This is a genomic window from Streptomyces sp. NPDC048441 (genome assembly GCF_043200235.1).
GTDB lineage: Bacteria > Actinomycetota > Actinomycetes > Streptomycetales > Streptomycetaceae > Streptomyces.
Map to the genome: position 1 here is coordinate 88,320 of NZ_JBICXM010000001.1, position 24,222 is coordinate 112,541.

Annotated in this window: 26 protein-coding genes and 1 pseudogene; 18 read left to right on the forward strand and 9 right to left on the reverse strand. The window is 68.5% G+C overall.

Annotated features, from left to right (window positions below):
* Positions 1-2: 2 nt before the first annotated feature.
* The 3 genes from ACGFSB_RS00370 to ACGFSB_RS00380 form a co-directional block, all read right to left on the reverse strand.
* Positions 3-1,244: a betaine/proline/choline family ABC transporter ATP-binding protein gene (locus ACGFSB_RS00370; protein ID WP_393393718.1), complete on the reverse strand. Its 1,242-nt coding sequence runs from the start codon at positions 1,242-1,244 to the stop codon at positions 3-5.
* Between the two features lie 58 nt (positions 1,245-1,302).
* Entirely contained in the window at positions 1,303-1,950 is a 648-nt protein-coding gene (locus ACGFSB_RS00375; RefSeq protein WP_393393721.1) for an ABC transporter permease, read from the reverse strand.
* A 122-nt stretch (positions 1,951-2,072) separates the two neighbouring features.
* Positions 2,073-2,543, reverse strand: a complete 471-nt coding sequence (locus ACGFSB_RS00380) for an Lrp/AsnC family transcriptional regulator (RefSeq protein ID WP_393391862.1) — start codon at positions 2,541-2,543, stop codon at positions 2,073-2,075.
* A 133-nt stretch (positions 2,544-2,676) separates the two neighbouring features.
* Here ACGFSB_RS00380 and hppD point away from each other — a divergent pair, with 133 nt between their 5' ends.
* From hppD to nthA, 4 genes are read left to right on the forward strand one after another with little or no spacing between them, the layout of a single operon-like run.
* Positions 2,677-3,846, forward strand: coding sequence for a 4-hydroxyphenylpyruvate dioxygenase (gene hppD, locus ACGFSB_RS00385; protein ID WP_393391864.1), 1,170 nt, complete (start codon positions 2,677-2,679; stop codon positions 3,844-3,846).
* A 51-nt stretch (positions 3,847-3,897) separates the two neighbouring features.
* The gene (locus ACGFSB_RS00390; RefSeq protein WP_393391866.1) at positions 3,898-4,191 is read left to right on the forward strand and encodes a hypothetical protein; all 294 of its coding nucleotides are present in this window, start codon (positions 3,898-3,900) and stop codon (positions 4,189-4,191) included.
* A complete protein-coding gene (locus tag ACGFSB_RS00395; RefSeq protein ID WP_393391868.1) occupies positions 4,184-4,495 on the forward strand; it encodes an SH3-like domain-containing protein in 312 nt (103 codons plus the stop codon). Before ACGFSB_RS00390 ends, ACGFSB_RS00395 begins: the two co-directional genes overlap by 8 nt.
* Positions 4,495-5,082 (forward strand): nitrile hydratase subunit alpha, encoded by a 588-nt coding sequence (nthA, locus tag ACGFSB_RS00400; RefSeq protein ID WP_393391870.1) that lies wholly within the window; start codon positions 4,495-4,497, stop codon positions 5,080-5,082. The genes ACGFSB_RS00395 and nthA overlap by 1 nt, the downstream gene beginning before the upstream one ends.
* A gap of 225 nt (positions 5,083-5,307) precedes the next feature.
* On the opposite strand, the gene ACGFSB_RS00405 is transcribed toward nthA, so the two are convergent.
* Positions 5,308-6,828 (reverse strand): tetratricopeptide repeat protein, encoded by a 1,521-nt coding sequence (locus tag ACGFSB_RS00405; RefSeq protein WP_393391872.1) that lies wholly within the window; start codon positions 6,826-6,828, stop codon positions 5,308-5,310.
* A gap of 107 nt (positions 6,829-6,935) precedes the next feature.
* On the opposite strand from ACGFSB_RS00405, the gene ACGFSB_RS00410 reads away from it, so the two are divergent.
* Positions 6,936-8,306 (forward strand): FAD-binding oxidoreductase, encoded by a 1,371-nt coding sequence (locus tag ACGFSB_RS00410; protein ID WP_393391875.1) that lies wholly within the window; start codon positions 6,936-6,938, stop codon positions 8,304-8,306.
* Positions 8,307-8,355: 49 nt separating this feature from the next.
* Here ACGFSB_RS00410 and ACGFSB_RS00415 read toward each other — a convergent pair whose 3' ends face one another.
* A complete protein-coding gene (locus ACGFSB_RS00415; protein ID WP_393391878.1) occupies positions 8,356-8,829 on the reverse strand; it encodes an SsgA family sporulation/cell division regulator in 474 nt (157 codons plus the stop codon).
* Between the two features lie 279 nt (positions 8,830-9,108).
* Between ACGFSB_RS00415 and ACGFSB_RS00420 the strand changes: the two are divergent.
* The 3 genes and pseudogenes from ACGFSB_RS00420 to ACGFSB_RS00430 all read left to right on the forward strand — a co-directional run.
* Positions 9,109-9,231, forward strand: a pseudogene (locus tag ACGFSB_RS00420) (DUF2510 domain-containing protein); the annotation flags it as partial.
* Between the two features lie 492 nt (positions 9,232-9,723).
* A complete protein-coding gene (locus tag ACGFSB_RS00425) occupies positions 9,724-10,488 on the forward strand; it encodes an RDD family protein (protein ID WP_393393724.1) in 765 nt (254 codons plus the stop codon).
* A gap of 235 nt (positions 10,489-10,723) precedes the next feature.
* Complete coding sequence (locus tag ACGFSB_RS00430; protein ID WP_393391880.1) at positions 10,724-11,365, forward strand: RDD family protein; 642 nt, start codon at positions 10,724-10,726, stop codon at positions 11,363-11,365.
* A gap of 36 nt (positions 11,366-11,401) precedes the next feature.
* Here ACGFSB_RS00430 and ACGFSB_RS00435 read toward each other — a convergent pair whose 3' ends face one another.
* Positions 11,402-11,722, reverse strand: a complete 321-nt coding sequence (locus tag ACGFSB_RS00435; protein ID WP_393393727.1) for a hypothetical protein — start codon at positions 11,720-11,722, stop codon at positions 11,402-11,404.
* A gap of 511 nt (positions 11,723-12,233) precedes the next feature.
* Between ACGFSB_RS00435 and ACGFSB_RS00440 the strand changes: the two genes are divergently transcribed.
* Both ACGFSB_RS00440 and ACGFSB_RS00445 read left to right on the forward strand, forming a co-directional pair.
* Complete coding sequence (locus ACGFSB_RS00440) at positions 12,234-14,648, forward strand: immune inhibitor A domain-containing protein (RefSeq protein WP_393391883.1); 2,415 nt, start codon at positions 12,234-12,236, stop codon at positions 14,646-14,648.
* A 147-nt stretch (positions 14,649-14,795) separates the two neighbouring features.
* The gene (locus ACGFSB_RS00445) at positions 14,796-15,128 is read left to right on the forward strand and encodes a hypothetical protein (protein WP_393391885.1); all 333 of its coding nucleotides are present in this window, start codon (positions 14,796-14,798) and stop codon (positions 15,126-15,128) included.
* A gap of 222 nt (positions 15,129-15,350) precedes the next feature.
* Here ACGFSB_RS00445 and ACGFSB_RS00450 read toward each other — a convergent pair whose 3' ends face one another.
* Both ACGFSB_RS00450 and ACGFSB_RS00455 read right to left on the reverse strand, forming a co-directional pair.
* The gene (locus ACGFSB_RS00450) at positions 15,351-15,935 is read right to left on the reverse strand and encodes a nicotinamidase (RefSeq protein ID WP_393391887.1); all 585 of its coding nucleotides are present in this window, start codon (positions 15,933-15,935) and stop codon (positions 15,351-15,353) included.
* 153 nt (positions 15,936-16,088) lie between these two features.
* Entirely contained in the window at positions 16,089-17,417 is a 1,329-nt protein-coding gene (locus ACGFSB_RS00455) for a nicotinate phosphoribosyltransferase (RefSeq protein ID WP_393391889.1), read from the reverse strand.
* Between the two features lie 130 nt (positions 17,418-17,547).
* On the opposite strand from ACGFSB_RS00455, the gene clpS reads away from it, so the two are divergent.
* The 7 genes from clpS (at position 17,548) to ACGFSB_RS00490 (ending at position 22,528) form a co-directional block, all read left to right on the forward strand.
* The gene (gene clpS, locus ACGFSB_RS00460) at positions 17,548-17,895 is read left to right on the forward strand and encodes an ATP-dependent Clp protease adapter ClpS (protein WP_393391891.1); all 348 of its coding nucleotides are present in this window, start codon (positions 17,548-17,550) and stop codon (positions 17,893-17,895) included.
* 11 nt (positions 17,896-17,906) lie between these two features.
* Positions 17,907-18,503, forward strand: a complete 597-nt coding sequence (locus ACGFSB_RS00465; protein ID WP_393391894.1) for a DUF2017 domain-containing protein — start codon at positions 17,907-17,909, stop codon at positions 18,501-18,503.
* A 387-nt stretch (positions 18,504-18,890) separates the two neighbouring features.
* Positions 18,891-20,360, forward strand: coding sequence for an amino acid permease (locus ACGFSB_RS00470; protein WP_393391896.1), 1,470 nt, complete (start codon positions 18,891-18,893; stop codon positions 20,358-20,360).
* Between the two features lie 93 nt (positions 20,361-20,453).
* Positions 20,454-20,876, forward strand: coding sequence for a Mov34/MPN/PAD-1 family protein (locus ACGFSB_RS00475; protein WP_393391899.1), 423 nt, complete (start codon positions 20,454-20,456; stop codon positions 20,874-20,876).
* A gap of 167 nt (positions 20,877-21,043) precedes the next feature.
* Positions 21,044-21,145, forward strand: a complete 102-nt coding sequence (locus ACGFSB_RS00480; RefSeq protein ID WP_393391902.1) for a putative leader peptide — start codon at positions 21,044-21,046, stop codon at positions 21,143-21,145.
* Between the two features lie 144 nt (positions 21,146-21,289).
* A complete protein-coding gene (locus tag ACGFSB_RS00485; protein ID WP_393391905.1) occupies positions 21,290-21,568 on the forward strand; it encodes a MoaD/ThiS family protein in 279 nt (92 codons plus the stop codon).
* Between the two features lie 6 nt (positions 21,569-21,574).
* Positions 21,575-22,528 (forward strand): PLP-dependent cysteine synthase family protein, encoded by a 954-nt coding sequence (locus ACGFSB_RS00490; RefSeq protein WP_249589679.1) that lies wholly within the window; start codon positions 21,575-21,577, stop codon positions 22,526-22,528.
* Between the two features lie 203 nt (positions 22,529-22,731).
* On the opposite strand, the gene ACGFSB_RS00495 is transcribed toward ACGFSB_RS00490, so the two are convergent.
* Positions 22,732-23,193 (reverse strand): type II toxin-antitoxin system PemK/MazF family toxin, encoded by a 462-nt coding sequence (locus ACGFSB_RS00495; RefSeq protein ID WP_393391908.1) that lies wholly within the window; start codon positions 23,191-23,193, stop codon positions 22,732-22,734.
* Positions 23,194-23,437: 244 nt separating this feature from the next.
* On the opposite strand from ACGFSB_RS00495, the gene ACGFSB_RS00500 reads away from it, so the two are divergent.
* Complete coding sequence (locus ACGFSB_RS00500) at positions 23,438-24,190, forward strand: MBL fold metallo-hydrolase (protein ID WP_393391911.1); 753 nt, start codon at positions 23,438-23,440, stop codon at positions 24,188-24,190.
* Positions 24,191-24,222 lie beyond the last annotated feature (32 nt).

Here is a 24,222-nt window from a genome sequence, read left to right on the forward strand (position 1 = left end):
GCTCACGCCTTCGCCGCCCCTCCGTCGCCCTCCTGCTCGTGGTGGGTCAACAGAGCGCGCTGCTCCTGCAGTTCATGCTGGTGCTCCACGGCGTCGAGCCGGTCCGCCTCCAGCATTTCGTGCACGGAGTTCATCAGCGTCTCCATGTCGACGACCCCGGTGTACTCACCGCGCCGCCCGGTGACCGCGACCCGCCCCGCGTTGTCCGTGAGGACCGCTTCGAGCGCGTCGCGCAGCGTGGCGTCGCGGGTGACCGTGTCGTGGACGAGGGTGCCCGCACGGGCGAGGGAACCCTTGGCGCGCATCAGGTCGCCGCGCCGCAGCCACTTGTAGGGGCGGCGGCGCTTGTCCAGGAGCAGGAGTTCGTTCGTGCCGCTCTCCCGCAGCTTGTCGAAGATCTCCTGGAGCGGGTCGTCGACGGTCACCGTCGCGAAGTCGGCGATCTCCACATCGCGTACGCGGGTGAGGTTGAGCCGCTTCAAGGCCGCGCCCGCGCCCACGAAACCGGAGACGAAATCGTCGGCGGGATTGGTGAGGATGGCTTCCGGAGTGTCGAACTGCGCGATGTGGGACCGCTCCCGCAGGACCGCGATGCGGTCGCCGAGCTTGATCGCCTCGTCGAAGTCGTGCGTGACGAAGACGATCGTCTTGTGCAGCTCGTGCTGGAGCCGGATCAGCTCGTCCTGGAGGTGGTCACGGGTGATCGGGTCGACAGCGCCGAACGGCTCGTCCATCAGGAGCACGGGCGGGTCGGCCGCCAACGCCCGTGCCACGCCCACGCGTTGCTGCTGCCCGCCGGAGAGCTGGCGCGGATAGCGGCCGTGGAACTCGGCCGGGTCGAGCCCGACGAGATCGAGCATCTCCTCGACCCGCGACTTGATCCGCTGCTTCCCCCAGCCGATCATCTTCGGTACGAGGGCGATGTTCTGAGCGACCGTCATGTGCGGGAAGAGCCCGGACGACTGGATCGCGTAACCGATCTTGCGCCGCAGCTTCACCGGGTCCATGTCGGTGACGTCCTCGCCGCCGATGCGGATGCGGCCGCTCGTCGGCTCGATGAGCCGGTTGATCATCTTCAGCGTGGTCGACTTACCGCAGCCGGAAGGGCCGACGAGGATGACGATCTCGCCCGCCTTGATCTCCATGCTGACGCTGTCCACGGCGGGGTCGCCGCTGCCGGGATAGCGCTTGGTGAGGTTCTCCAGCTCGATGGTGGCGCCTGTCGTGCGCTCCTCCACCGGCACCGGGCCGGGGGCGACTGTGGGCGCGGAAGACCCAGACACGTCAGATACGTCAGACACGTCAGACACGGATACCCCTTGAGATCGTCAGCCGTCCGATCAGTACGTACGCGGCGTCGAAGAGCAGCGCCAGGATGATGATCCCGAGCGTGCCCGCGAGCACCTGGTTGAGCGCGTTCTTGCTGCCGAGTGAGCCGATGCCGCGGAAGATCTCGTTGCCGAGGCCGGGGCCCGAGGCGTACGCGGCGATGGCGGCGATGCCCATCAGCATCTGCGTGGAGACACGGATGCCGGTGAGGATCGGCGGCCAGGCGATCGGGAGTTCCACCTTGACGAGGCGGGCGATCCGCGACATCCCGATGCCCTTCGCCGCGTCGACGAGCGAGGGGTCGACGCCGCGCAGGCCGACGATGGCGTTGCGCACGATCGGGAGGAGTCCGTAGAGGGTCAGCGCGATGACCGTCGGTGCGACGCCGAGCCCCACGACGGGGATCAGCAGACCGATCATGGCGAGCGACGGGATGGTCAGGATGGTGGAGGTCGTGGTCGTGGCCAGATTGCCCGCCCACTCACTGCGGTACGTGACGACGCCGATCAGCACTCCGATGACGGTCGCCACGACCATGCACTGGAATACGGCGCTTGCGTGCTGGTACGCATCGGTCAGCAACTGCTGGTGGCGGTTGCCGAGGTAGTCCCAGAAGTTCACTGAACTGCTCACCTCGCCCAGGCGCGGTGGAGACGGCGCCGGGATTCTCCCGGCGCCCGCGTGCTGCGTACGTCGTGCGGGCATTCATCGTGCGGGCGTTCGTTTTTTCTTACTTACCCGCGTCAGGAGTCGTCTGACGCCTGTTCGACCAGCGGGATGATCCGCAGCGGAACAGGGTTCTCCATGACGATCGCCGTGGAGGCCCGGACGATGCCATCAAATCCCACCACCCGGTCGATCACACGTTGGAGATCGGCGTTCGACCGGGCCACGAGGCGGCAGAGCATATCCCCATGACCGGTGATCGTATGGAGTTCGAGGACTTCGGCGACGGTCGCCAAATGGGCCCGTACATCTGCGCCCTGGCCCTGTTTGATCTCCAGCGTGGCGAAGGCCGTGACGGGGTAGCCGAGGGCGGCCGGGTCGACCTCAGGGCCGAAGCCACGGATGACTCCGTTCGACTGAAGACGGTCCATCCGGGCCTGTACGGTCCCGCGCGCGACACCCAGCCTCCGGGACGCCTCCAGGACGCCGATACGGGGCTCGCGGGCGAGCAGCACGATGAGCCTGCCGTCCAGATGATCGATCGTCATGGCGTGCTCTTCTCCGCTCCTGGAGTGGTCATCATGTACAGATAGCCCGCTCATCCTGGCCTGTGGCTGGGCACATTGCCCACTGAATACGCAAACTATTGCGCACCTTGCGATACGGCGGGAGCCTGCGGACATGGCGACTACCGCGAACACCCAGCCCACTTCGGCCACCTCTGGCACCCCCCACACCGCGCGCGAGGCCGATCCCTTCCCGGTCAAGGGAATGGACGCGGTCGTCTTCGCCGTGGGCAACGCGAAGCAGGCCGCCCACTACTACTCCACTGCCTTCGGCATGAAACTCGTGGCGTACGCGGGACCGGAGACCGGCAGCCGTGAGACCGCCTCGTACGTGCTCACGAACGGTGCGGCCCGCTTCGTCCTCACCTCTGTCATCAAGGCGTCGACGGACTGGGGCCACTTCATCGAGGGTCACGTCGCCGAGCACGGCGACGGCGTCATCGACCTGGCCATCGAGGTGCCGGACGCGCGCGCCGCATACGCGTACGCCGTCGAGCACGGCGCCAGCGGCATCACCGAGCCGTACGAGATCAAGGACGAGAACGGCACGGTCGTCCTCGCCGCGATCGCGACGTACGGCAAGACCCGCCACACCCTGGTCGACCGGTCCGGCTACGAAGGCCCCTACCTGCCCGGCTTCAAGGCCGCGTCCCCGATCGTCGAGCCGCCCGCCAAGCGGACCTTCCAGGCGATCGACCACTGCGTCGGCAACGTCGAGCTCGGCAAGATGAACGAGTGGGTCGCCTTCTACAACAAGGTCATGGGCTTCACGAACATGAAGGAGTTCGTGGGCGACGACATCGCGACGGAGTACAGCGCGCTGATGTCGAAGGTGGTCGCGGACGGCACCCTGAAGGTGAAGTTCCCCATCAACGAGCCCGCCATCGCCAAGAAGAAGTCGCAGATCGACGAGTACCTGGAGTTCTACGGCGGCGCGGGCGTCCAGCACATCGCGCTCGCCACGAACGACATCGTGGAGTCCGTACGCACCATGCGCGCGGCGGGAGTCCAGTTCCTGGACACGCCGGACTCGTACTACGACACGCTGGGGGAGTGGGCGGGCGAGACGCGCGTCCCCGTCGACACCCTGCGCGAACTGAAGATCCTGGTCGACCGCGACGAGGACGGCTACCTGCTGCAGATCTTCACCAAGCCGGTCCAGGACCGCCCGACGGTCTTCTTCGAGATGATCGAGCGGCACGGCTCGATGGGCTTCGGCAAGGGCAACTTCAAGGCGCTGTTCCAGGCGATCGAGCGGGAGCAGGAGAAGCGGGGAAATCTCTAGGGGCGGCAATCTCTAGGGGCGGCCGGGAGGGTTCCGCATTAGTGTGCGGGCATGGCCAGGATCAACGACGTCGGCGGGATGACGGGCTTCGGGCCCATCGACACCACCGACGACACGGAGCCCTTCCACGCGGACTGGGAGGCGCGGGTGTTCGCGCTGAACAGTGCGCTGGTGCGTGAAGGCGTCTACAACCTGGACGAGTTCAGGGACGCCGTCGAGACGATGCCTCCGGCGGAGTATCTCGCGGCGTCCTACTACGAGCGGTGGTTCCACGCGATCCGGGTGCTGCTTGAACGCAAGGGCGTGGTGGGGGCGGGCGAGCTGGAGGATGAGCCGGATGCCTGACGACCGGTTCACCGCGGGCGCCCGCGTCCGCACCGTCCATCACGACCCGACCCACCACACCCGCCTGCCCCGGTACGCCAGGGGCAAGCGGGGCGTGGTGGTCGAGCCCGAGGGGCGGCACGCCCTTGCGGACGCGCGCTCGCAGGGGCGCGAGGACGCTCCTGTGGAGCAGGTGTACGCGGTGCGGTTCGCTGCGCGGGAGTTGTGGGGTGAGGGGGACCACGGGGTGGTGCTCGACCTGTGGGAGAGCTACTTGGAACTCTCGGAACACTCGGAACTCTCGGAACCGGAGGGCAGCAGCTGATGTCCGGTACGCACTCTGATGCGCTGATCTCCCGCCAAGTACGCCGCCTGGAAACCCTGTTGGAGGAACGGGGGATCGTCGCGGGGGCTGCCCTGGACGAGGCCCTGGACGCGTTCCTCTCGGGATCGTCTCCCCTCAACGGGGCGAGGGTGGTGGCACGGGCCTGGACGGACCCGGAGTTCAAGCGGCGTCTCCTGTCCGACGGCACGGCGGCGGTGGCCGAGCTGGGCTACGCGGCGGGGGGCGTCCAGCCGCAACGCCTCAGGGTGGTGGAGAACACCGCCCACACCCACAACGTCATCGTCTGCACCCTCTGCTCCTGCTACCCGGTGCGGCTGCTCGGCCCGTCGCCGAGCTGGTACAAGAGCGAGGCGTATCGCTCACGCGTGGTGCGGGAACCGAGGGCGGTGCTCGCGGAGTTCGGCCTCACGCTTCCTTCCGGTACGGAGATCACGGTCTGGGACTCCAGTGCGGAGACGCGCTACATGGTGCTGCCACGGCGCCCTCCGGGCACGGAGCACCTCACGGAGGCGGACCTCATCCCCTTGATCACCCGTAACGCACTGATCGGCACGGGGGCCGTCTGACGGCCTGTCGAGCGACTCCTGTCCCGCCGCTTCGCGGCGGATTCCCCCACCTACCCACCCGTTCTCCCGCTTTCACCTACCCACCCGTTCTCGGGCTCTCACTCACTCGCGCGTTCTCTCGCTCTTGCCCACCCGCCCGTTCACCGCCGGGTAATCGGGTGGGTGGGTGGGATTGATCCGGCGCGAAGCGGCGGCACTGGATGGGGACGGACGGCCCGCAGGACTTCAGCCCTGTTGTGACGGGGTCCGAGGCTTCGGGTTCGGCTGGGTCGGGGTCCGAGGCTTCGGCTGGGTCGGGGGCCGGCTCGGAGCCCCCCGTCCAGGCGCCGCAGGCGCAGGCGCGTACATCTGTTCCGGGCCCCCCTCCGGCGGCTCACCCAGCGCGGCCAGCGCTTTGCGGGCCGCAGGCGCCCCCAGCGGGGAAAAGTACGGGTTGATCCGGAGCGCCTCGCCGATATGGCGCCTCGCCGCCCCGTACTCGCCGAGCTCCCGCTCGATCTCACCCCGGTGGTAGGCGAACACCGCGCTCCGCGGCCCCTTGTCCGTCGCCCGGGTCGCGTACTTCAGGGCCTCCGCGCTCTCATCGGCCCGATGCAGCGCCCAGCCCAGGGCATCCGCCGCCTCCGGACTCCCGTGGCGTTCGAACTCCGCCCGCAGACGGCTCACCGCCACCTCCGGGTCGCCGTGGTCCGCCTCGTAGAGGCCGAGGATCCGTGCGTCGTTGACGCCGTTCACCCCCTCCTGCTTCACGCGGGCGCGCAGCACCTCGTACTGCGCGCGAGCGGCCGGCATGAGGTGCAGGGACTCGTACAACTCGCCGAGGGCCAGGGAGTACTCCGGCGCGGGCTGCCGCACCAGCGCCTGCCGATAGGCGAGCAGCGCCTCCGACGTACGGCCGAGCGCCGCGAGCGCCCGGCCCTTACCGGCGAGGGAAGCGTGGTGGTCCGGGTCGGCGGCCAGCGCCGCCTCGTAATGGCGGAGGGCCTCCGCCGGCTCGCCCCGCTCCCAGGCGAGATCCCCCACCCGGTACAGGCACGCCGCCTTCTCCGCGGGCCCCTCCGCGAGCGCCGCCGCATCCGTCAGCGCCGCCGCCGCGTCCTCGCGCCAGCCGCGGTACTGGTAGACCTGCCCGGACGTCACCTTGACGGAGGTCCCCGAGCGCAGCTCCTGAAGGGTCTCCAGGGCCTTCGCCACACCCTTCGCGTTGCCGAGGCCGCTGTACGCGTCGATGAGGACGGGGTACGCCGACCATCGCTTCGGGGAGAGCTTGACCGCACTCTCCGCCCACTTCCGCGCCCCGCGGTAGTCGTGCCGTGCGTTCGCCAGCGTCGCCATCCCCGTCAGCGCCTCCGCGTTCCCCGCGGGCCGCGTCTTCAGCGACGTACGCAACGCCTGCTCGGCCCTGGGGTAGTACGCGGAGTCAGCGGTCCGCAGCCCACGCTCGACGTAGGCGGCCCCGAGCACCGCCCACGACTGGTCGTCACCGGGATGTGCCCGCAGATGTGCCTCCCGGTCGCCGATGAGCACGGCGAGGTCGGGCAGCGCGGCCGGAGCCCCGGAGTCCACGGCAGCCATCGCCCGCCCGGCGGGTCCGAGGGCAGGAGGCGCCGCCTTGCCGCCGCCCGCATCGGGCCGGAGGACCAGCACACCGCCGAGCACCACACATCCGGCGACCGAGGCGATCAGCACCCGCCGGACGACAGGCTTCACGGACTTCTTGGCCACAGACTCGGACTCGATCTCCATGGCGCTCACTCTGCGTCAAGTGCGTCAATACGAAGAGCACATCCCGGCATGTGGATCGGCGTCGCACACGGGTTCACACCGATGGCCCCGGGTGCGAGGCTGTGATCATGAGCCGCACACTCATCGAACGCCTCCACGAGGGCCTCCCTGAAGAAGCGGTCCTCACGGACCCCGACATCACGTCCTCGTACGCGAACGACATGGCCAGCTTCTGCGACGCCGGCACCCCGGCCGTCGTCGTCCTGCCACGCACCGTCGAACAGGTCCAGCACGTCATGCGCATGGCGACCGAGCTACGGATCCCGGTGGTCCCGCAGGGCGCCCGCACGGGCCTCTCCGGCGGCGCGAACGCCAGCGAGGGCTGCATCGTGCTGTCCCTGGTCAAGATGGACCGCATCCTGGAGATCAACCCCGTCGACCGCATCGCGATCGTCGAACCGGGCGTCGTCAACGCCACGCTCTCCCGCGCCGTCAACGAACAGGGCCTCTACTACCCGCCGGACCCGTCCAGTTGGGAAACCTGCACCATCGGCGGGAACATCGGCACGGCATCGGGCGGCCTGTGCTGCGTGAAGTACGGGGTGACGGCGGAGTACGTCCTCGGCCTCGATGTCGTCCTCGCCGACGGACGGCTCATGAGTACCGGACGGCGCACGGCCAAGGGTGTCGCGGGCTACGACCTCACACGCCTCTTCGTCGGCTCCGAGGGCAGCCTCGGTATCGTCGTCCGCGCGACCCTCGCCCTGAAGCCGCAGCCGCCCCAACAGCTCGTCCTCGCCGCCGAGTTCAGCTCGGCGGAGGCCGCCTGCGCCGCCGTATGCAAGATCATGGAAGGGGGGCACGTCCCCTCACTCCTCGAGCTGATGGACCGTACGACCATCAGGGCCGTGAACGCGCTCGCCCACATGGGCCTCCCGGAGACCACCGAAGCGCTGCTCCTCGCCGCCTTCGACACCCCGGACCCCACCGCGGACCTCGCGGCCGTCGGCGCGCTCTGCGAGGCCGCGGGTGCCACCCAAGTGGTCCCGGCCGAGGACGCGGCGGAGTCCGAACTGCTCCTCCAGGCACGGCGGTTGTCGCTCACCGCACTCGAAGCCGTCAAGGGCACGACGATGATCGACGACGTGTGCGTGCCGCGCTCCAAGCTCGCCGACATGCTCGAAGGCGTCGACCGCATCGCCGATAAGTACGACCTCACCATCGGGGTCTGCGCACACGCGGGCGACGGCAACACCCACCCCACCGTCTGCTTCGACGCGGCAGACCTCGACGAGGGCCGCCGCGCCCGCGAGTCCTTCGACGAGATCATGGCCCTGGGTCTGGAACTCGGCGGCACGATCACCGGCGAGCACGGCGTGGGCGTCCTGAAGAAGGAGTGGCTGGCACGCGAGCTCGGCCCGGTGGGCGTGGAGATGCAGCGCGCCGTCAAGACGGCGTTCGACCCGCTCTCCCTCCTCAATCCAGGCAAACTGTTCTGACGCTGGTCTCCGTACGTCGGCTCCGCGTTCGCCCCCGTGGCGGCGGAGCTCACTCACCGTCCTTGGACTCGTCCGACGGCCACGGGTCGCGCAGCCACAGGTCGTCGGCCGGAGTGGGCGTGAGCAGCGCGGCGAGGCCGTCGTCGATGCCGAGCTGCTCGGCCTCAGAGCCCGGAGGGACCACCCGCAGAGTGCGCTCGAGCCAGGCCGACACGGCGGCGGCGGGCGCCTCCAGGAGGGCATCGCCGTCGGGTGAACTCAGCGCCATCAGGACGACACTGCGCCCGTCGACCTTGGTCGGCCAGACTCGTACGTCGCCGTGACCACAGGGCCTGAACACCCCCTCGACCAGGAGTTCGCGGGCGAACGTCCAGTTCACGGGGTGCTCGGTGCCGATGTGGAAGGCGATGTGGATGGCGAAGGGGTCGTCGGTCCGGTAGGAGAGGCGGGCCGGGACGGGGATGGCCCGTTCCGGTGAGAGGACGAGTTTGAGCTCAAGCTCGCGTTCCACCACGGTGTGCATGTCGGGTGCTTTCCTTCCTTGCTCGGAGGCCCTGGAGCGGGCCCGTGCAAGGAGAGAGCGCGGTGGGGGCCGAGCATTACGCGGGTTTCGGAAAGTTTTCTTCGTACGAAGTTGAAGAGTGTCGTACGGCGCCGATCGGGCACCCTCGTACGAGGCAGATATCAGGCAGAAGTGTGCCCGGATCGTGGGTCGGTAGGGCGGGACCCGCACAGCCGGACGCAGAGGTCTGATAGATGTGTAGCCCTTAAAAGACCCCCGAGCAGATACGGGACGACGGACATGAGCGCCCCAACTCCGGCCCCAGGCGACGACAGGCCCCGCGAAGGCTACTACCCCGATCCTTCCATTCCCGGATATGTCCGGTACTGGAACGGAGCGGCCTGGGTGCCCGGTACGAGCCGTCCCGCTCCGACCGACGGCGAATCCCTGCCTGCCCCTCCGGGGGCGGGAGCGGCGCTTCCGGCGTCTCCGGCGTCTCCGGCGCTTCCGGTGGAGGAGACCGGGCCGGTGTTCTTCGACGAGGAGCCCATGCCGTCGGCCGATGCGGACGCCTCGCAGCACGGTTCCAGGCCTGAGCCCGCCTCAGCCTGGCAGGCGGACGCGGCGCGGCAGGAGGGGCTCGGCGGGGAGGAGGAGCGTCGGGTTTCGTGGGGCGGGGCTCCGGACCCTCGGGTTCCGAGTGAGTCTCCCGCTGCCTCTCCTCCGGCGGAGGGGCCTGGCACGGTGCAGATCCGTGCGATCAAGCCGGGTGGGCCGGAGCCGCGGCCGGAGCCGCAGCCTCGGACTGAGGGCACGGTGACGTTCCGCAGGCCTGCGGGACCGGTGCGGCCCGCCGCTTCGTCCTCACCCTCACCCTCACCCACGCCCTCGCCCTCGCCCGGTACCGAAGGCACCATGGCGATCCGGGCGCTCCGCCCGAAGTCCTCCGGTAGCCAGGTGCCTCCGCAGGCGGCGGCGCCTGCTCCTGCTCCTGCTCCCGCTCCCGCTCCCGCTCAGCCGACCGTTCCGCAGCAGGGCGGGGTGGCCTCTCCTGTGACCTCGGGGGCCGGTGGCGGCTCGCCCTCGTGGGCGCAGCAGGTCCATCAGCTCGCCGATGCCGATGGGCAGCAGCAGCCCGTCGTGCCGTGGAAGCCAGTGGCCAGCGACCCGTTCCTCGCCATGGCGCAGAACCAGGCCGCGGGGCGCCCCGCGGGGCTCGGCAAGAGGTTCGTCGCGCGGCTCATCGACACGGTCGTCCTCGTGGCCGTGACCGGGGCGGCGGCGCTACCGCTCGGCACAAAGGCCGCCGATCACGTCGACGGCAAGATCGACGCGGCGAAGATGTCCGGCGAGAAGGTCACCGTGTGGCTCCTCGACGGCACCACGGCGGGGTACCTGGGGATGATCCTGGGTGTGCTGCTGCTCTTCGGCGTGCTCTACGAGGTGCTGCCCACCGCGAAGTGGGGGCGGACCCTGGGGAAGCGGTTGCTGGGGATTCAGGTGCGGGACATGGGGGAGCATGAGGCGCCGACGTTCGGGGCGGCGTTGAAGCGGTGGCTCGTCTATGTGGTGCCTGGGGTACTGGTGATCGGGGTCCTCGGGGTGCTGTGGTGCGTGTTCGACCGGCCGTGGCGGCAGTGCTGGCATGACAAGGCCGCGGGAACGTTCGTGGCGGGCTAGCTGCCTTTCCCCCAACCCCGCCCCTTCCCGGCTGTGACAGTTGCGGCTCCGCCGCAGGCGATTGAGGACCGGGGTCTGGGGCGGAGCGCCAGGTAGGTCCGGGGCGCAGGCACGCCACGTGGCGGAGCCGCAAAATGTCACAGCCGGGAAGGGGCGGGGCTGGGGAAAGGAACCCCTTAACCCGGACAGCCGCTCGCCGGATGCGAGTCGCGCCCCCGCACGATCGACTCGCCTCATGAGTACGCCGCCGCCCTACCCGCCGCCCCCCGACGACAACGACCCCTTCAAGAAGCAGCCCCCGCAGGACAGCGGCGGTGGCTCATCCCCCTATGACACGCCCCCGCCCCCGCCACCCCCGCCGTACGGCGGAGGCATGGGTGGCGGAGACCCCTACGGCGGAGGCGCAGGCGGCGGTGACCCCCTCGCCGGAATGCCACCCCTGGCAGAAAGCGGGAAACGCGTCCTCGCCCGCATCCTCGACATGATCCTCGTCGGCGTCGTCGTCTGGCTGCTCTCCTGGGCCTTCGGCACGAACGAGTTCGACGTCGACCCGGACAAGGTCGAGTACGGAAAGAGCTTCGGGCAGTCCCTGCTCGCCGCCGTGCTCTACATCGCGTACGACAGCTTCATGATCTCCAAGACGGGCCAGACCCTCGGTAAGAAGTGGCTGGGCCTGCGGGTCGCGAACCTCAACGACGGGGCGACCCCCACCCTGCAGACCGCCATCATCCGCGCGGCCGTCCTCTGGCTGCCGTTCGCGTTCTGCTGCGCCTGCATCTGGACGGCGATCTGCGGCGGCTGGAGCTTCTTCGACAAGCCCTACAAGCAGGGCCTGCACGACAAGGCGGCCAAGACAGTGGTGGTCAGCACCGGCTGACGGCGCAGGGCGGCAATCGCGGCGGGCTCGTGATCCTTACGGGCCCGCCGGCTCGCGTACGGAATCAGCGAGTACCGGCTCGGCAAGGACCGGCGCGGCGGTGCGCTGGACCGGCACACGTGCGGAAGTGACCCGCGCGGAAGTGACCCGCGCGGAAGTGACTCGCGCGGCAGGCGAGGCGACAGGTTTCGGCTGTGGAACCGTCATCGCCACGAGTAATCCGAGGCCGAGCGCCGCGACGGCTATCACCGCGATGCCGGGCCCCGAACTCGTCTGGGAGAGCAGCAGCATGGCGAGCGTCGAGAAGATCACGGTCAGGGAGCCGTAGGTGAGCTGCGCGGGGGTCGGACGCGGCAGCGGCATGGGACGAGGCATGGCGGAATCCGTCCTCGGGACAGCGGATGCGGGGGTGGTCGTGCCCAATGTGAAGCTGTACGTGAAGCCGTATGCGAGTCGCTTGTGAAGCTTTATACGGAATCAAAGGGTGCTGGGTGGCGCCGACTTGAGATCTGTCGCCGTGCCCTGTAGCGCACCGTCGATTGACTCTATTCCGCTGCATGCCCGACGGGAACGGGCGGTAAGCGTGACCTAACCCACGGTGCCGCAGCACAGGGGGCGCACGGGTTCACAGCGTCCACCAAGTGGACGGTGGGGCGCGCCCGTTGACCATGCTGACGGGCGGGCGCACGCGTCCGGATAGCGGACCTCGGCCCCTGCATAGTGCACTTGGCCTGTTCAAGTCAAGGTCTGTCTTTTCTCCTGTTTCTCCGGTCGAATGTCGTCACTTGTGACGCGTATCGCGCGCGGACCTCCTCAGACCGGGAACCTCGGTCCGCCCCCGCGCGGACGCGGGGGAGGACAGCATCAAGTGACAGTCAGAAGACGGACGTTCAGAGCCACCGCGGCTGCCGTGGCGATGGCCGCGGCAGCCGCCACGTTCTCGGGAGTCGCCGCGGCGGCCGATGACGGCGGGTCGACCGGAGCTCCGGCCATCGACCGGCAGGACCCGAGCAGGGCCAAGGCGCAGGTCGACCACGACCTCGACGGGCCGTTCAGCAAGCAGCAGGCGCAGCAGCGCAAGGCGGCGCTTCAGCAGGTCGTCGCGGGCGACGCCAAGCTCCAGAAGCGCGACGGCTCTCAGGTCGTCAAGCTCGACGACAAGAAGTACGTCGAGCTTGGCCGGGAGAAGACCGACAAGATCTTCACGATCCTGGTGGAGTTCGGGGACAAGGTGGACGACACCACCATGTACGACCCCGACGGTCCTGAAGGACCCGAGGCGCCCGTCAAGAAGTACGGCGGCAAGGCGGGACCGGCGCACAACAAGATAGCCGAGCCGGATCGTGCGAAGGACAACAGCACGGCCTGGCAGAAGGACTACAACCAGAAGCACTTCAAAGACCTGTACTTCGGTGAGGGCAAGGACTCCAAGGGCAAGCCCAAGCACTCCCTGAAGACCTACTACGAGAAGACCTCGTCCGGCCGTTACTCGGTCGACGGCGAAGTCTCCGACTGGGTCAAGGTCGATTACAACGAGGCGCGGTACGGCTCCAACTACTGCGGCGACACCAACTGCCCCAACGTCTGGGACGCGGTGAAGGACGGCGTCACCGCCTGGACGAAGGACCAGAAGGCCCAGGGCCGCACGGACGCCCAGATCAAGGCGGACCTCGCCAAGTACGACCTCTGGGACCGCTACGACTTCGACGGCGACGGCAACTTCAACGAGCCGGACGGCTACATCGACCACTTCCAGCTCGTGCACGCGGGCGAGGACGAGTCGGCCGGTGGCGGCGCCGAAGGCACCAACGCCCTCTGGGCGCACCGTTGGTACGCGTACGGCAACGACGCGGGCAAGACCGGTCCCGGCGAGAACAAGGCCGGCGGCACGCAGATCGGCGACTCGGGCATCTGGGTCGGCGACTACACGATGCAGCCCGAGAACGGCGGCCTCGGCGTCTTCGCCCACGAGTACGGCCACGACCTCGGTCTGCCCGACCTGTACGACACCACGGGCAAGGGCGAGAACTCGGTCGGCTTCTGGTCGCTGATGTCAGCGGGATCCTGGCTCGGCACCGGCAAGAACGCCATCGGTGATCTGCCGGGCGACATGACCGCCTGGGACAAGTTCCAGCTCGGCTGGCTCGACTACGCCAAGGCCAAGGCCGCGACGACCTCCGAGCACAAGCTGGGCGTCTCGGAGTACAACACGCGGCACCGCCAGGCGCTCGTCGTCGACCTGCCCAAGAAGCCCGTCACCACCACGGTCGCCAAGCCCACCGAGGGCTCCAAGCAGTGGTGGAGCGACCAGGGCGACGACCTCAAGAACACCCTGACGCGCTCGGTCGACCTGACCGGCAAGTCCAAGGCTGCGCTCTCGCTCGACGGTTGGTGGGACATCGAGGCCAACTACGACTGGCTCTACACCGAGGTCTCGACGGACGGCGGCGCCAACTGGACGCCGGTGGACGGCACGGCGGACGGCAAGCCCATCCCGCGCGACGCCGGTGACAAGCCCGCGTTGACCGGTGTCTCGGGTGCGTACAAGAAGCTCGCGTTCCCGCTCGACGCGTACGCGGGCAAGAAGATCGACATCCGTTTCCGGTACGCGACGGACGGCGGAGCGGGCGGCAAGGGCTTCGCGGCCGACGCGCTCGCGGTCACGGCGGACGGTGCCAAGGTCTTCGAGGACGGCGCCGAGGGCGACGACAACGGCTGGACGGCGAAGGGCTTTTCGCGCATCGGCGAGTCCTTCACCAAGAAGTACGACCAGTACTACCTCGCCGAGAACCGGCAGTACGTGTCGTACGACGAGACCCTGAAGAACGGCCCGTACAACTTCGGGTTCTCCAAGTCCCGTCCGGACTGGGTCGAGCACTACGCGTACCAGAACGGCCTCATGGTCTGGCAGTGGGACACCTCGCAGAAGGACAACAACACCAGCGCGCACCCCGGCAAGGGCCTGATCCTGCCGGTGGACGCGCACGCCAAGCCGCTCAAGTGGGCGGACGGCACGCTTCTGCGGAACAAGATCCAGCCGTTCGACGCGCCCTTCAGCAAGTTCGCGACGGACGACTTCACGCTCCACAACGCGGACGTCGCGCTGAAGATCAAGTCCCAGAAGGGTGTCCCGGTCTTCGACGATCACAAGGGCACCTACTGGTTCAAGGAGAACGGCACGGGAAGTGTCGCGGTCACTGACACCAATACTCAGATCAAGATCATCAAGCAGCCGAAGGATGGCTCTTCGATCACGGTCCAGGTGGGTCCGTCGGTGAAGTAGTTCGCATTTATGCAGGTCAAGCCATGATCGGCCGTCGCCCTCTAGCGGGCGGCGGCCGATCGTGTTTAGGTGCGTGCAGTGGATTGCTTATTGACACGGGGTCCGGCCAGGGACCCCGTGCGACGTCTCACGGGGGTGTGACCAGCCATGTCCGCAGGAGGTTTCAGCAAGCTGCCGAACGGCAGTGTGGTGGTGGCCTTGACCCTGCCGAGCCCTTACGCGGGCGGCGGGAATGTCCGGATGATCGTCCTCGCGATGAACCGTGCGAGGGCGCTGACGCGCCTGCGGAATCTGGGCATGAGGGCCGTCTATCTGCGGGGCAACGCGGAGCCGCCTACGCCGGATGAGATCACGGCGGTGCTGCATCATCCTGATGGGCTCATATGGCGTACGGCGCCGGATGGTGTGGCGGAGCTGTGGCATCCGATTCGGGCTCTCCGGCGCCAGAGACCCGGCGAATCGAGACCGGCGGGCGTGTGAGGTGTGATGTGTGATGTGACCTGTGGGTCGGTGGGGGCTGGTCGCGCAGTTCCCCGCGCCCCTGACGGGGCTGATGTCGTGTGGTTCCCCGCGCCCCTGACGGGGCTGATGTCGTGTGGTTCCCTGCGCCCCTGACGGGGCTGATGTCGTGTGGTTCCCTGCGCCTCTGACGGGGCTGATGTTGCGCAGTTCCCCGCGCCCCTTGCGGGGCGCTGGTCGCGCCTAGACGACCGGCTTGCCCGTCAGCTCGACGCCCGCCGCTCGCAGCTCCTCCAGCGTTCGTTCCGTTGCCTCCTTGGAGACGCCGGCCGTCAGGTCCAGCAGGACCACCGTGCCGAAGCCCTCCCGCACCGCGTCGAGGGCCGTGGCCCGTACGCAGTGGTCCGTGGCGATGCCGACCACGTCGACGTCGGTGATCTTCCGGGCCCGCAGCCAGTCCGCCAGCGAGACGCCGTTCTCGTCGGCCCCCTCGAAGCCGCTGTAGGCGGCGGTGTACGCCCCCTTTTCGAACACGGCGTCGATCGCGCCGGAGGCGACCACCGGTGCGAAGTTCGGGTGGAAGCCGATCCCCTCCGTCCCCGCCACGCAGTGCGGGGGCCAGGAGTCGACGTAGTCCGGATGGTCGGAGAAGTGACCGCCCGGGTCGATATGGTGATCGCGGGTGGCCACCACGTGCCGGTAGCCGGCCGGTGCCTGCCCGATCAGCTCGGTGACGGCGGCGGCCACATCGGAGCCTCCGGCGACCGCCAGGCTGCCGCCTTCGCAGAAGTCGTTCTGCACATCGACGACGATGAGAGCGCGGCGCATCGGGTGTCCTTCGGCTAGGCAAGGCTCGTAGGCGTGGGGGACTCGGGGACTCGGCCGGATGAACCGAGCGTAGAGACTTCAACCGAATTACGGGAGAGGGCGTTCGAACGCCCCCTCTGCACTCCGGCGCACCTCAGACGTATTTAGGCGTATTCAGATGTATTCCGTCGGAATGACAGCTTCGCCCTTCGAAAGCTGCGTCGCCGACAGCGGAAGCCGCGCCCGCGCCGCCGCGTGCCGGTCGCGGACCGTGTCCAGCGGCTCGCGCGCCACCACCTCGCCGCCCTTGACCAGCTCGACGAGCAGCTGGTGGTCGGCGAGCTCCACCGGCACCGGGCCCGTGCCGATCACCTCGGCCTCGGCGGTCCCGTACGTGTCGGGCCGCCGCGCGGCCCACTTGCGGCCGCCCACCGAGGATTTCGCCCCGAGGGACTTCTTGGCCACCGGCTCGAGCGGCGCCTTCAGGTCCGCCGAGTGGGCGCGGGCCACCAGCTTGTAGACCATCGAGCAGGTGGGGTGTCCGGACCCCGTGACGAGCTGCGTGCCCACGCCGTACGCGTCCACGGGCGCCGCCGCGAGCGAGGCGATGGCGTACTCGTCGAGGTCGGATGTCACGACGATCTTCGTCTTCGTGGCGCCGAGCTCGTCCAGCTGCTGGCGCACCCGGTGCGCGACCAGGAGCAGGTCACCGGAGTCGATGCGCACGGCGCCGAGCTCGGGCCCCGCGACCTCGACGGCGGTGCGGACGGCCTCGGTAACGTCGTACGTGTCGACGAGCAGCGTGGTGCCGGGGCCGAGGGAGTCGACCTGGGCCTGGAAGGCGTCGCGTTCGTTGTCGTGCAGGAGGGTGAAGGCGTGGGCCGATGTGCCGACCGTGGGGATGTCGTAGCGGAAGCCCGCCGCCAGGTCGGACGTGGTGGTGAAGCCGCCGACGTACGCGGCGCGCGAGGCGGCGACGGCCGCCAGCTCGTGCGTACGGCGTGCGCCCATCTCGATCAGCGGGCGCTCACCGGCGGCCGATGCCATTCGGGAGGCCGCGGCGGCGATCGCCGAGTCGTGGTTGAGGATGGAGAGGATCACCGTCTCCAGGAGCACGCACTCCGCGAAGGAGCCCTCGACACGCAGGAGGGGTGAGCCGGGGAAGTAGACCTCACCCTCCGGATAGCCCCAGATGTCGCCGCTGAAGCGGTACGAGGAGAGCCACTTCAGGGTCTCCTCGTCGACGACACGGCGTTCGCGCAGGAATCCGATGACGTCGGCGTCGAAGCGGAAGTTCTCCACGGCGTCCAGGACCCGCCCGGTTCCGGCCACCACTCCATAGCGGCGCCCCTCGGGCAGTCTGCGGGTGAAGACCTCGAAGACGGAGCGCCGATCGGCGGTGCCCGCCTTCAGCGCGGCCTGCAACATCGTGAGCTCGTAGTGATCCGTGAAGAGCGCCGTCGACGGAACATCCACCGGCAGCCCGAGGTCCGCTGTGTTCATACGAAGGATGCTACCCCGCATCTCGTCACTCTGACGATTTCCCGGGCCATTTGTGCGAGGGGCCCCTACGGGTGGCAGCATGGGACAGGTGAGTACGTCCTGCCCGTCTCCAGCCGCCGCCCCTCCGAGGATGGGATCCGCCCGCTGCACCGTTCCCGCGGAGGTCAGCTGCACCGTTCCCGCGGAGATCACCCGCCCCGAATCGGCCGAGGCCGAAGAGACCTTCGCCGTGCCTGAGCCGGATGTCCCCTGGATCACCCTCGTCCACAACGACCCGGTCAACCTGATGAGTTACGTGACGTACGTGTTCCAGTCGTACTTCGGGTACTCGAAGGAGAAGGCCACGAAGCTCATGAAGGACGTGCACCACAAGGGCCGTGCCGTCGTCTCCACCGGCTCCCGCGAGGAGATGGAGCGTGACGTACAGGCCATGCACGGGTACGGGCTCTGGGCCACCCTCCAGCAGGACCGGAAGTAGCGACGCATCTGATGCCAGGACAATTCGAAGCGATTCCCGGGGGCGGCGCGGCCGTCGCGCTCGACGAGGTCGAGATCTCGATCATCCGCTCCCTCGCCGTGCAGCTCCTTGAGCTGATCGGTCCGGGCCCGGCCGCGGACGCCTCCGACGACCCCCTCGCGGAGCTGTTCGCGGAGGGCCCGAGCGAGCCGCCCGCCGACCCGGTCCTCAAGCGGCTCCTGCCGGACGCGTACGGCGGTCCCGGCAGCGAAAAGGCCGATGAGGACGAACTGCGCGCGTACTCGTCGGAGTTCCGGCGCTTCACCGAGAACGACCTGCGGGCCAAGAAGCGCGACGACGCCCTTGTGGTGATCCGCTGCCTCGACGCCATGACGTCGAAGGGCGAGGGCGGCGCCGTCCTGAAGCTGTCGGCCGACGAGTCGCGGCACTGGCTCGGCGCGCTCAACGACCTGCGCCTGGCGATCGGCGCCCGCCTCGAAGTGACCGACGAGGACGACGCGGACCTGCTTTACAGCCTTCCGGACGCCGATCCGCGCAAGCCGATGGTGATGGCCTATCTCTGGCTCGGCGGGCTCCAGGAGACGCTGGTCGGCACGCTCATCGGTTAGTCGTCGGCTAGTCGCCGGTCAGGCATCGGCCCAGTCATCGGTCGGAAATCACACCGAAGTCGTTGTATGTAGCAGCGACTGGCGTACGTTCGCTCAGCGGACGCTCAAATCCGGATAACGATCCCGCCACTTCCCTGCCCGCGTATGACGCTTCGAGGGAAATTTGTCCGCTTCTTCCAGTGGCGTATGCCACACGTGGCTGAATCGATCACTATTGCCGCCGTGATAAATCTTCACGACCACTCGGTGACGCCACCCATGTCACCAGTGGTGCGCTCGGGCCGGCAAACAGCCGGTAGCACTCCATCCATATCCGGGGGGATCAGGACCTGATCCGTGGCCATACGCAGACTGCGGGCACGGATCAGCGTGGAGAAAGGCGTCACCATGACCTCAGTGCAGGTCGAAGAGCATCACGACGGCAATGGGGCCGATAAGGGCGGCGGCCCCTCCGGTTCATCCGGCGAGGGTTATCAGCGCGGGCTAGGAGCCCGGCAGATCCAGATGATCGCGATCGGCGGTGCCATCGGCACCGGCCTGTTCCTCGGCGCGGGCAAGGCCATTCACAAGGCCGGTCCCAGCCTCATCCTGGCGTACGCCATCGCCGGCCTCGTCATCTTCTTCATCATGCGGGCCCTGGGCGAGCTGCTCATGTACCGCGCCGTATCGGGCTCCTTCTCGGAGTACGCGCGTGAATTCATCAGCCCGTTCTTCGGGTACGTGACCGGCTGGACGTACTGGCTCTTCTGGGTCGTCACCGGCATCACGGAAGTCACCGCGGCGGCTCAATACATGCAGTTCTGGACGCATGACAGCATTCCGCAATGGGCGTACGCGCTGATCTTCACGGTCATCCTCTACGGCGCCAACCTGATCTCCGTGAAGCTCTTCGGCGAGCTCGAGTTCTGGTTCTCGATGGTCAAGGTCACCGCGATCATCGGCATGATCCTCATCTGCGCCGGAGTCCTCACGATCGGCTTCTCCGACGCCGGTGACACCGCGTCCGTGAGCCACCTGTGGGACCAGGGCGGGTTCTTCCCGAACGGCATCGGCTCCACGCTGATGACCCTGCAGATCGTGATGTTCGCCTTCCTCGCCGTCGAGCTGGTCGGCGTCACCGCGGGCGAGTCCAAGGACCCGAAGACCGTCCTGCCCAAGGCGATCAACACCGTGCCGTGGCGCATCGCCGTCTTCTACGTCGGCGCGCTCATCATGATCCTCTCGGTCGTGCCGTGGACGCAGTTCGTGCCGGGCGTCTCGCCGTTCGTCGCCGCCTTCGACAAGATGGGCCTCGGCGTCGGCGCCGCGATCGTCAACTTCGTCGTCCTGACGGCCGCGCTCTCCTCCTGCAACTCCGGTATGTACTCCACCGGCCGTATGCTGCGAGACCTGGCGCTGAACGGGCAGGGCCCGAAGTTCTTCACCAAGCTGACGAAGAACGGCCTGCCGCTCGTCGGCACCACCTTCTCCGCGGCCCTGATGCTGGTCGGCGTCTGGATCAACTACCAGTGGCCGGGCGAGGCGTTCAACTACGTCGTCTCGTTCGCGACCATCTCCGGCATGTGGGCCTGGATCATGATCCTGGTCTGCCAGATCAAGTACCGCCGCAAGGCCGACCGCGGCGAGCTGCCGCAGTCCACCTTCCGGGCGCCGGGAGCGCCGTACACGAGCTGGTTCGCGCTGGCGTTCATCGGGATGGTCATCGTGATGATGGGCATCGACAAGGACGCGCGGATCTCGCTCTACGCGGCTCCGGTGTGGGCCCTGATCCTCGGCGTCGGCTACCTGATCATGCAGAAGCGCGGGGAGCAGTCGACGGGTGGCGGCGAGACGGAGCCGCAGGACGCGGTGAAGTAGCGCGATACGCTCTACACCTGCCTGATCCCAGCATGTGGGCCCGCCCGTACCACTCTTCGGTACGGGCGGGCCCTTCTGCTTATCCTGGCTGCCATGCTGACCCTGACCCAGGCCCTTCACGACCAGATCGTCGCGCACGCGCGCAAGGACCACCCCGACGAGGCCTGCGGCGTGGTTGCGGGCCCAGAGGGCACCGGCCGCCCGGAACGCTTCATCCCGATGCTGAACGCGGCCCGCTCGCCCACGTTCTACGAGTTCGACTCGACCGACCTCCTCAAGCTCTACCGCGAGATGGACGACCGCGACGAGGAGCCGGTGATCGTCTACCACTCGCACACGGCGACCGAGGCGTACCCCTCGCGCACCGACATGTCGTACGCGAACGAGCCGAACGCCCACTACGTCCTGGTCTCCACGGCCGACACCGACGACGCGGGCGAGTTCCAGTTCCGCTCCTTCCGGATCGTGGAGGGCGAGGTCACCGAGGAAGAGGTGAAGCTCGTCCAGGCATACTGAGCTTCGCCTTCAGGGTGACGGCGGAGGCCGCGGTGCACCCCGGAACCGGGGTTCCGACGGTCACGCATCCGCCGTCATCCCTCCCTTCGTCCGCATAGTGGACGTAATTCATCCACCATGCGAGATCACATTCCAGAACCCGGACCGGGAATCGATACGATGACCGCATGGTTCCCCACGACGTGAGCGACAAGATGCCGGGCATGATGCTCGTTGCGCGTCTGCACGTCGATCTGTGCAGGCTCTCGAGCGCTATCTGTCCGCGCTGACCGCTGCCGCCGTACGGCCGTGAGCCGCGGCGCCACCTCCGCGTAACGCCTGCACCGGCATCACGCACCAGAGCACTACGCACCCGCACCACCGGGCCGCCGCGCGCCCACCCACGTGACTTCTCCCGACAGGAGCCCCCAGCCATGGCCATCGAGGTCCGCATCCCGACCATCCTCCGCACCCACACCGACGGCGCCAAGGCCGTCGAGGGCAGCGGGGACACCATCGCCGAGCTCTTCGCCGACCTCGACTCGCGGCACGAGGGCATCGCCGCGCGCATCGTGGACGGCGACAAGCTGCGCCGCTTCGTGAACGTGTACCTGAACGACGAGGACGTCCGCTTCCTCGACGGCATCTCCACCAAGCTCACGGACGGCGACAGCGTCACGATCCTCCCGGCCGTGGCCGGCGGCATGGTCTGATCGCGGATGCCTCGCTACGACTCCCCGCTGGCGGCCGTGGGCAACACGCCCCTCGTCCGCCTGCCGCGCCTTTCGCCCTCCGACGACGTCCGCATCTGGGCGAAGCTGGAGGACCGCAACCCGACCGGCTCCATCAAGGACCGCCCGGCGCTGCACATGGTCGAACAGGCGGAGAAGGACGGGCGGTTGACACCCGGCTGCACCATCCTGGAGCCGACGTCCGGCAACACGGGCATCTCGCTCGCGATGGCGGCCAAGCTCAAGGGCTACCGCATCGTCTGCGTCATGCCGGAGAACACCTCGCAGGAGCGGCGTGAGCTCCTCGCCATGTGGGGCGCGGAGATCATCCCGTCCCCGGCGGCGGGCGGCTCCAACACCGCCGTACGCGTCGCCAAGGAACTGGCGGCCGAGCACCCCGACTGGGTGATGCTCTACCAGTACGGCAACCCGGACAACGCGGGCGCCCACTACGCGACGACGGGCCCGGAGATCCTCGCGGACCTCCCCTCCGTCACCCACTTCGTGGCGGGCCTCGGCACGACGGGCACGCTGATGGGCGTGGGCCGCTTCCTGCGCGAGCAGAAGCCGGACATCAAGATCGTCGCCGCGGAGCCCCGCTACGACGACCTCGTGTACGGCCTGCGCAACCTGGACGAGGGCTTCGTCCCTGAGCTGTACGACGCTTCGGTCCTGACGACCCGCTTCTCGGTCGGCTCGGCGGACGCGGTCACGCGGACCCGTGAGCTCCTCCAGCAGGAGGGAATCTTCGCGGGGGTCTCCACGGGGGCCGCGCTGCACGCGGCGATCGGCGTGGGCAAGAAGGCCGTGGCGGCGGGGGAGTCCGCCGACATCGTGTTCGTCGTGGCGGACGGCGGCTGGAAGTACCTGTCGACGGGCGTCTACACCGCCGAGACGACCGAGGCGGCCATCGAGACGCTGCAGGGCCAGCTCTGGGCTTAGGCGCCCTGCGGAGCGGGCTCGTCACCGGCTCCGCCGGGTTCGTCCTCAAACGCCGGACGGGCTGAAATCACTTAGCCTGTCCGGCGTCCTTTTGCGCTTCGCCTCGCCGAGTCGGACGTCTCGCCCAGCGCGGGGTTCATCACCGGCTCCGCCATCTTCGTCACCGGCTGAAATCATTCAGCCCGTCCGGCGTCTTTTGCCACTCAACCCGCCAAGTACCGAACCTGATCCCACAGCGCCGGGTCGACGATCCCCGCCCGCCTCCGGAACTCCCACACCGGTACGTCCCGAAGCTCGTCCGTCTCCAGGAAGCTGGGCCGCCCCCGCGCATCCCCCACGGAGCCCGGCGGCAGCGGAATCACCCCGGCCCGCTCGTCGTGGTACTTGCTGGTGATCTTCGCGACGACCGCGCTCTCCCCGCGCACCGACAGGACGAGACAGGGCCGGTCCTTGTTGCCGGGACCGTCCTCGTACGGGACCTTCGCCCACCAGATCTCCGCCGGTTTCGGCGCGGGCAGCCGCCGCCGCGGCCCACGGGGCCGGCCCGGCGGCCGGGTGGTCCGCCCGCGGGGTCCGCGGTCGCTGCGACCCCGGCCGTCCACCACCGCGGCGACCATCGCGAGCACCACCACAGCGGCCAGCGCGAGCCACCACGACGTATCCATACGGCAGACGGTACCGGCGCGCTCCCCTCCCCGCGCGCCCCCCCGAACCGGTGACAGCGCAGGTGAGTTCTCCCACAACGGCCCTCGACCGAGGAGCGACCGGCCCTTTTGCGCCTTACGCTCGACGGATCGCAGCACCCTCGAAGGGCCGCTCGCACAACCCTGCGCAAGCTCGGCCCGAACCCCGCACGACCCCGCACGACCCCCGCACAACCCCCGTTTCGCCCCCGGAGGTTTCCGCTCCATGAAGCTCACCGTCGTCGGCTGCTCGGGGTCGTTTCCGTCCGCGGAATCGGCCTGCTCGAGCTACCTCGTCGAGGTCGACGGCTTCCGGCTGCTGCTCGACATGGGTAATGGCGCCCTGGGCGAGCTGCAGCGCCATGTCGGTCTCTACGACCTCGACGCGATCTTCCTCAGCCATCTGCACGTCGACCACTGCATCGACATGTGCGCCTACTTCGTGGCGCGCTACTACCGGCACGACGGCGGACGCTGCGCCCCCATCCCGGTCTACGGACCCGAGGGCACGGAACAGCGCCTGACCACCGCGTACGCCGACACCCCCTCCGCCTCCTCGATGAGCGAGGTCTTCGACTTCCACACGGTCAAGCCGGCCTCGTTCGACATCGGCCCGTTCTCGGTCCGTACGGAGAAGATGCGCCACCCCGTGGAGGCGTACGCCATTCGCATCGAGCACGGCGGGACATCCCTCACGTACTCGGGAGACACCGGCGTGTGCGAGGCGCTCGACGAACTCGCCGCCGACTCGGACCTGTTCCTTTGCGAGGCGGCCTTCACCGACGGCAAGGAGAACATCCCCGACCTGCACCTCAACGGCCGCGAGGCGGGCGAGTCCGCCCAGCGCGCGGGCGCCGGGCGGCTGCTCCTCACGCACATCCCGCCGTGGACGGACCCACAGGCGAACCTGGCGGACGCGCGAACGGCCTACGACGGTCCTGCCGACCTTGCCGCGCCCGGCAGGACGTACGAGATCTGAGGCTCGCGCCACGCGACGAAGCCCCGCACCAT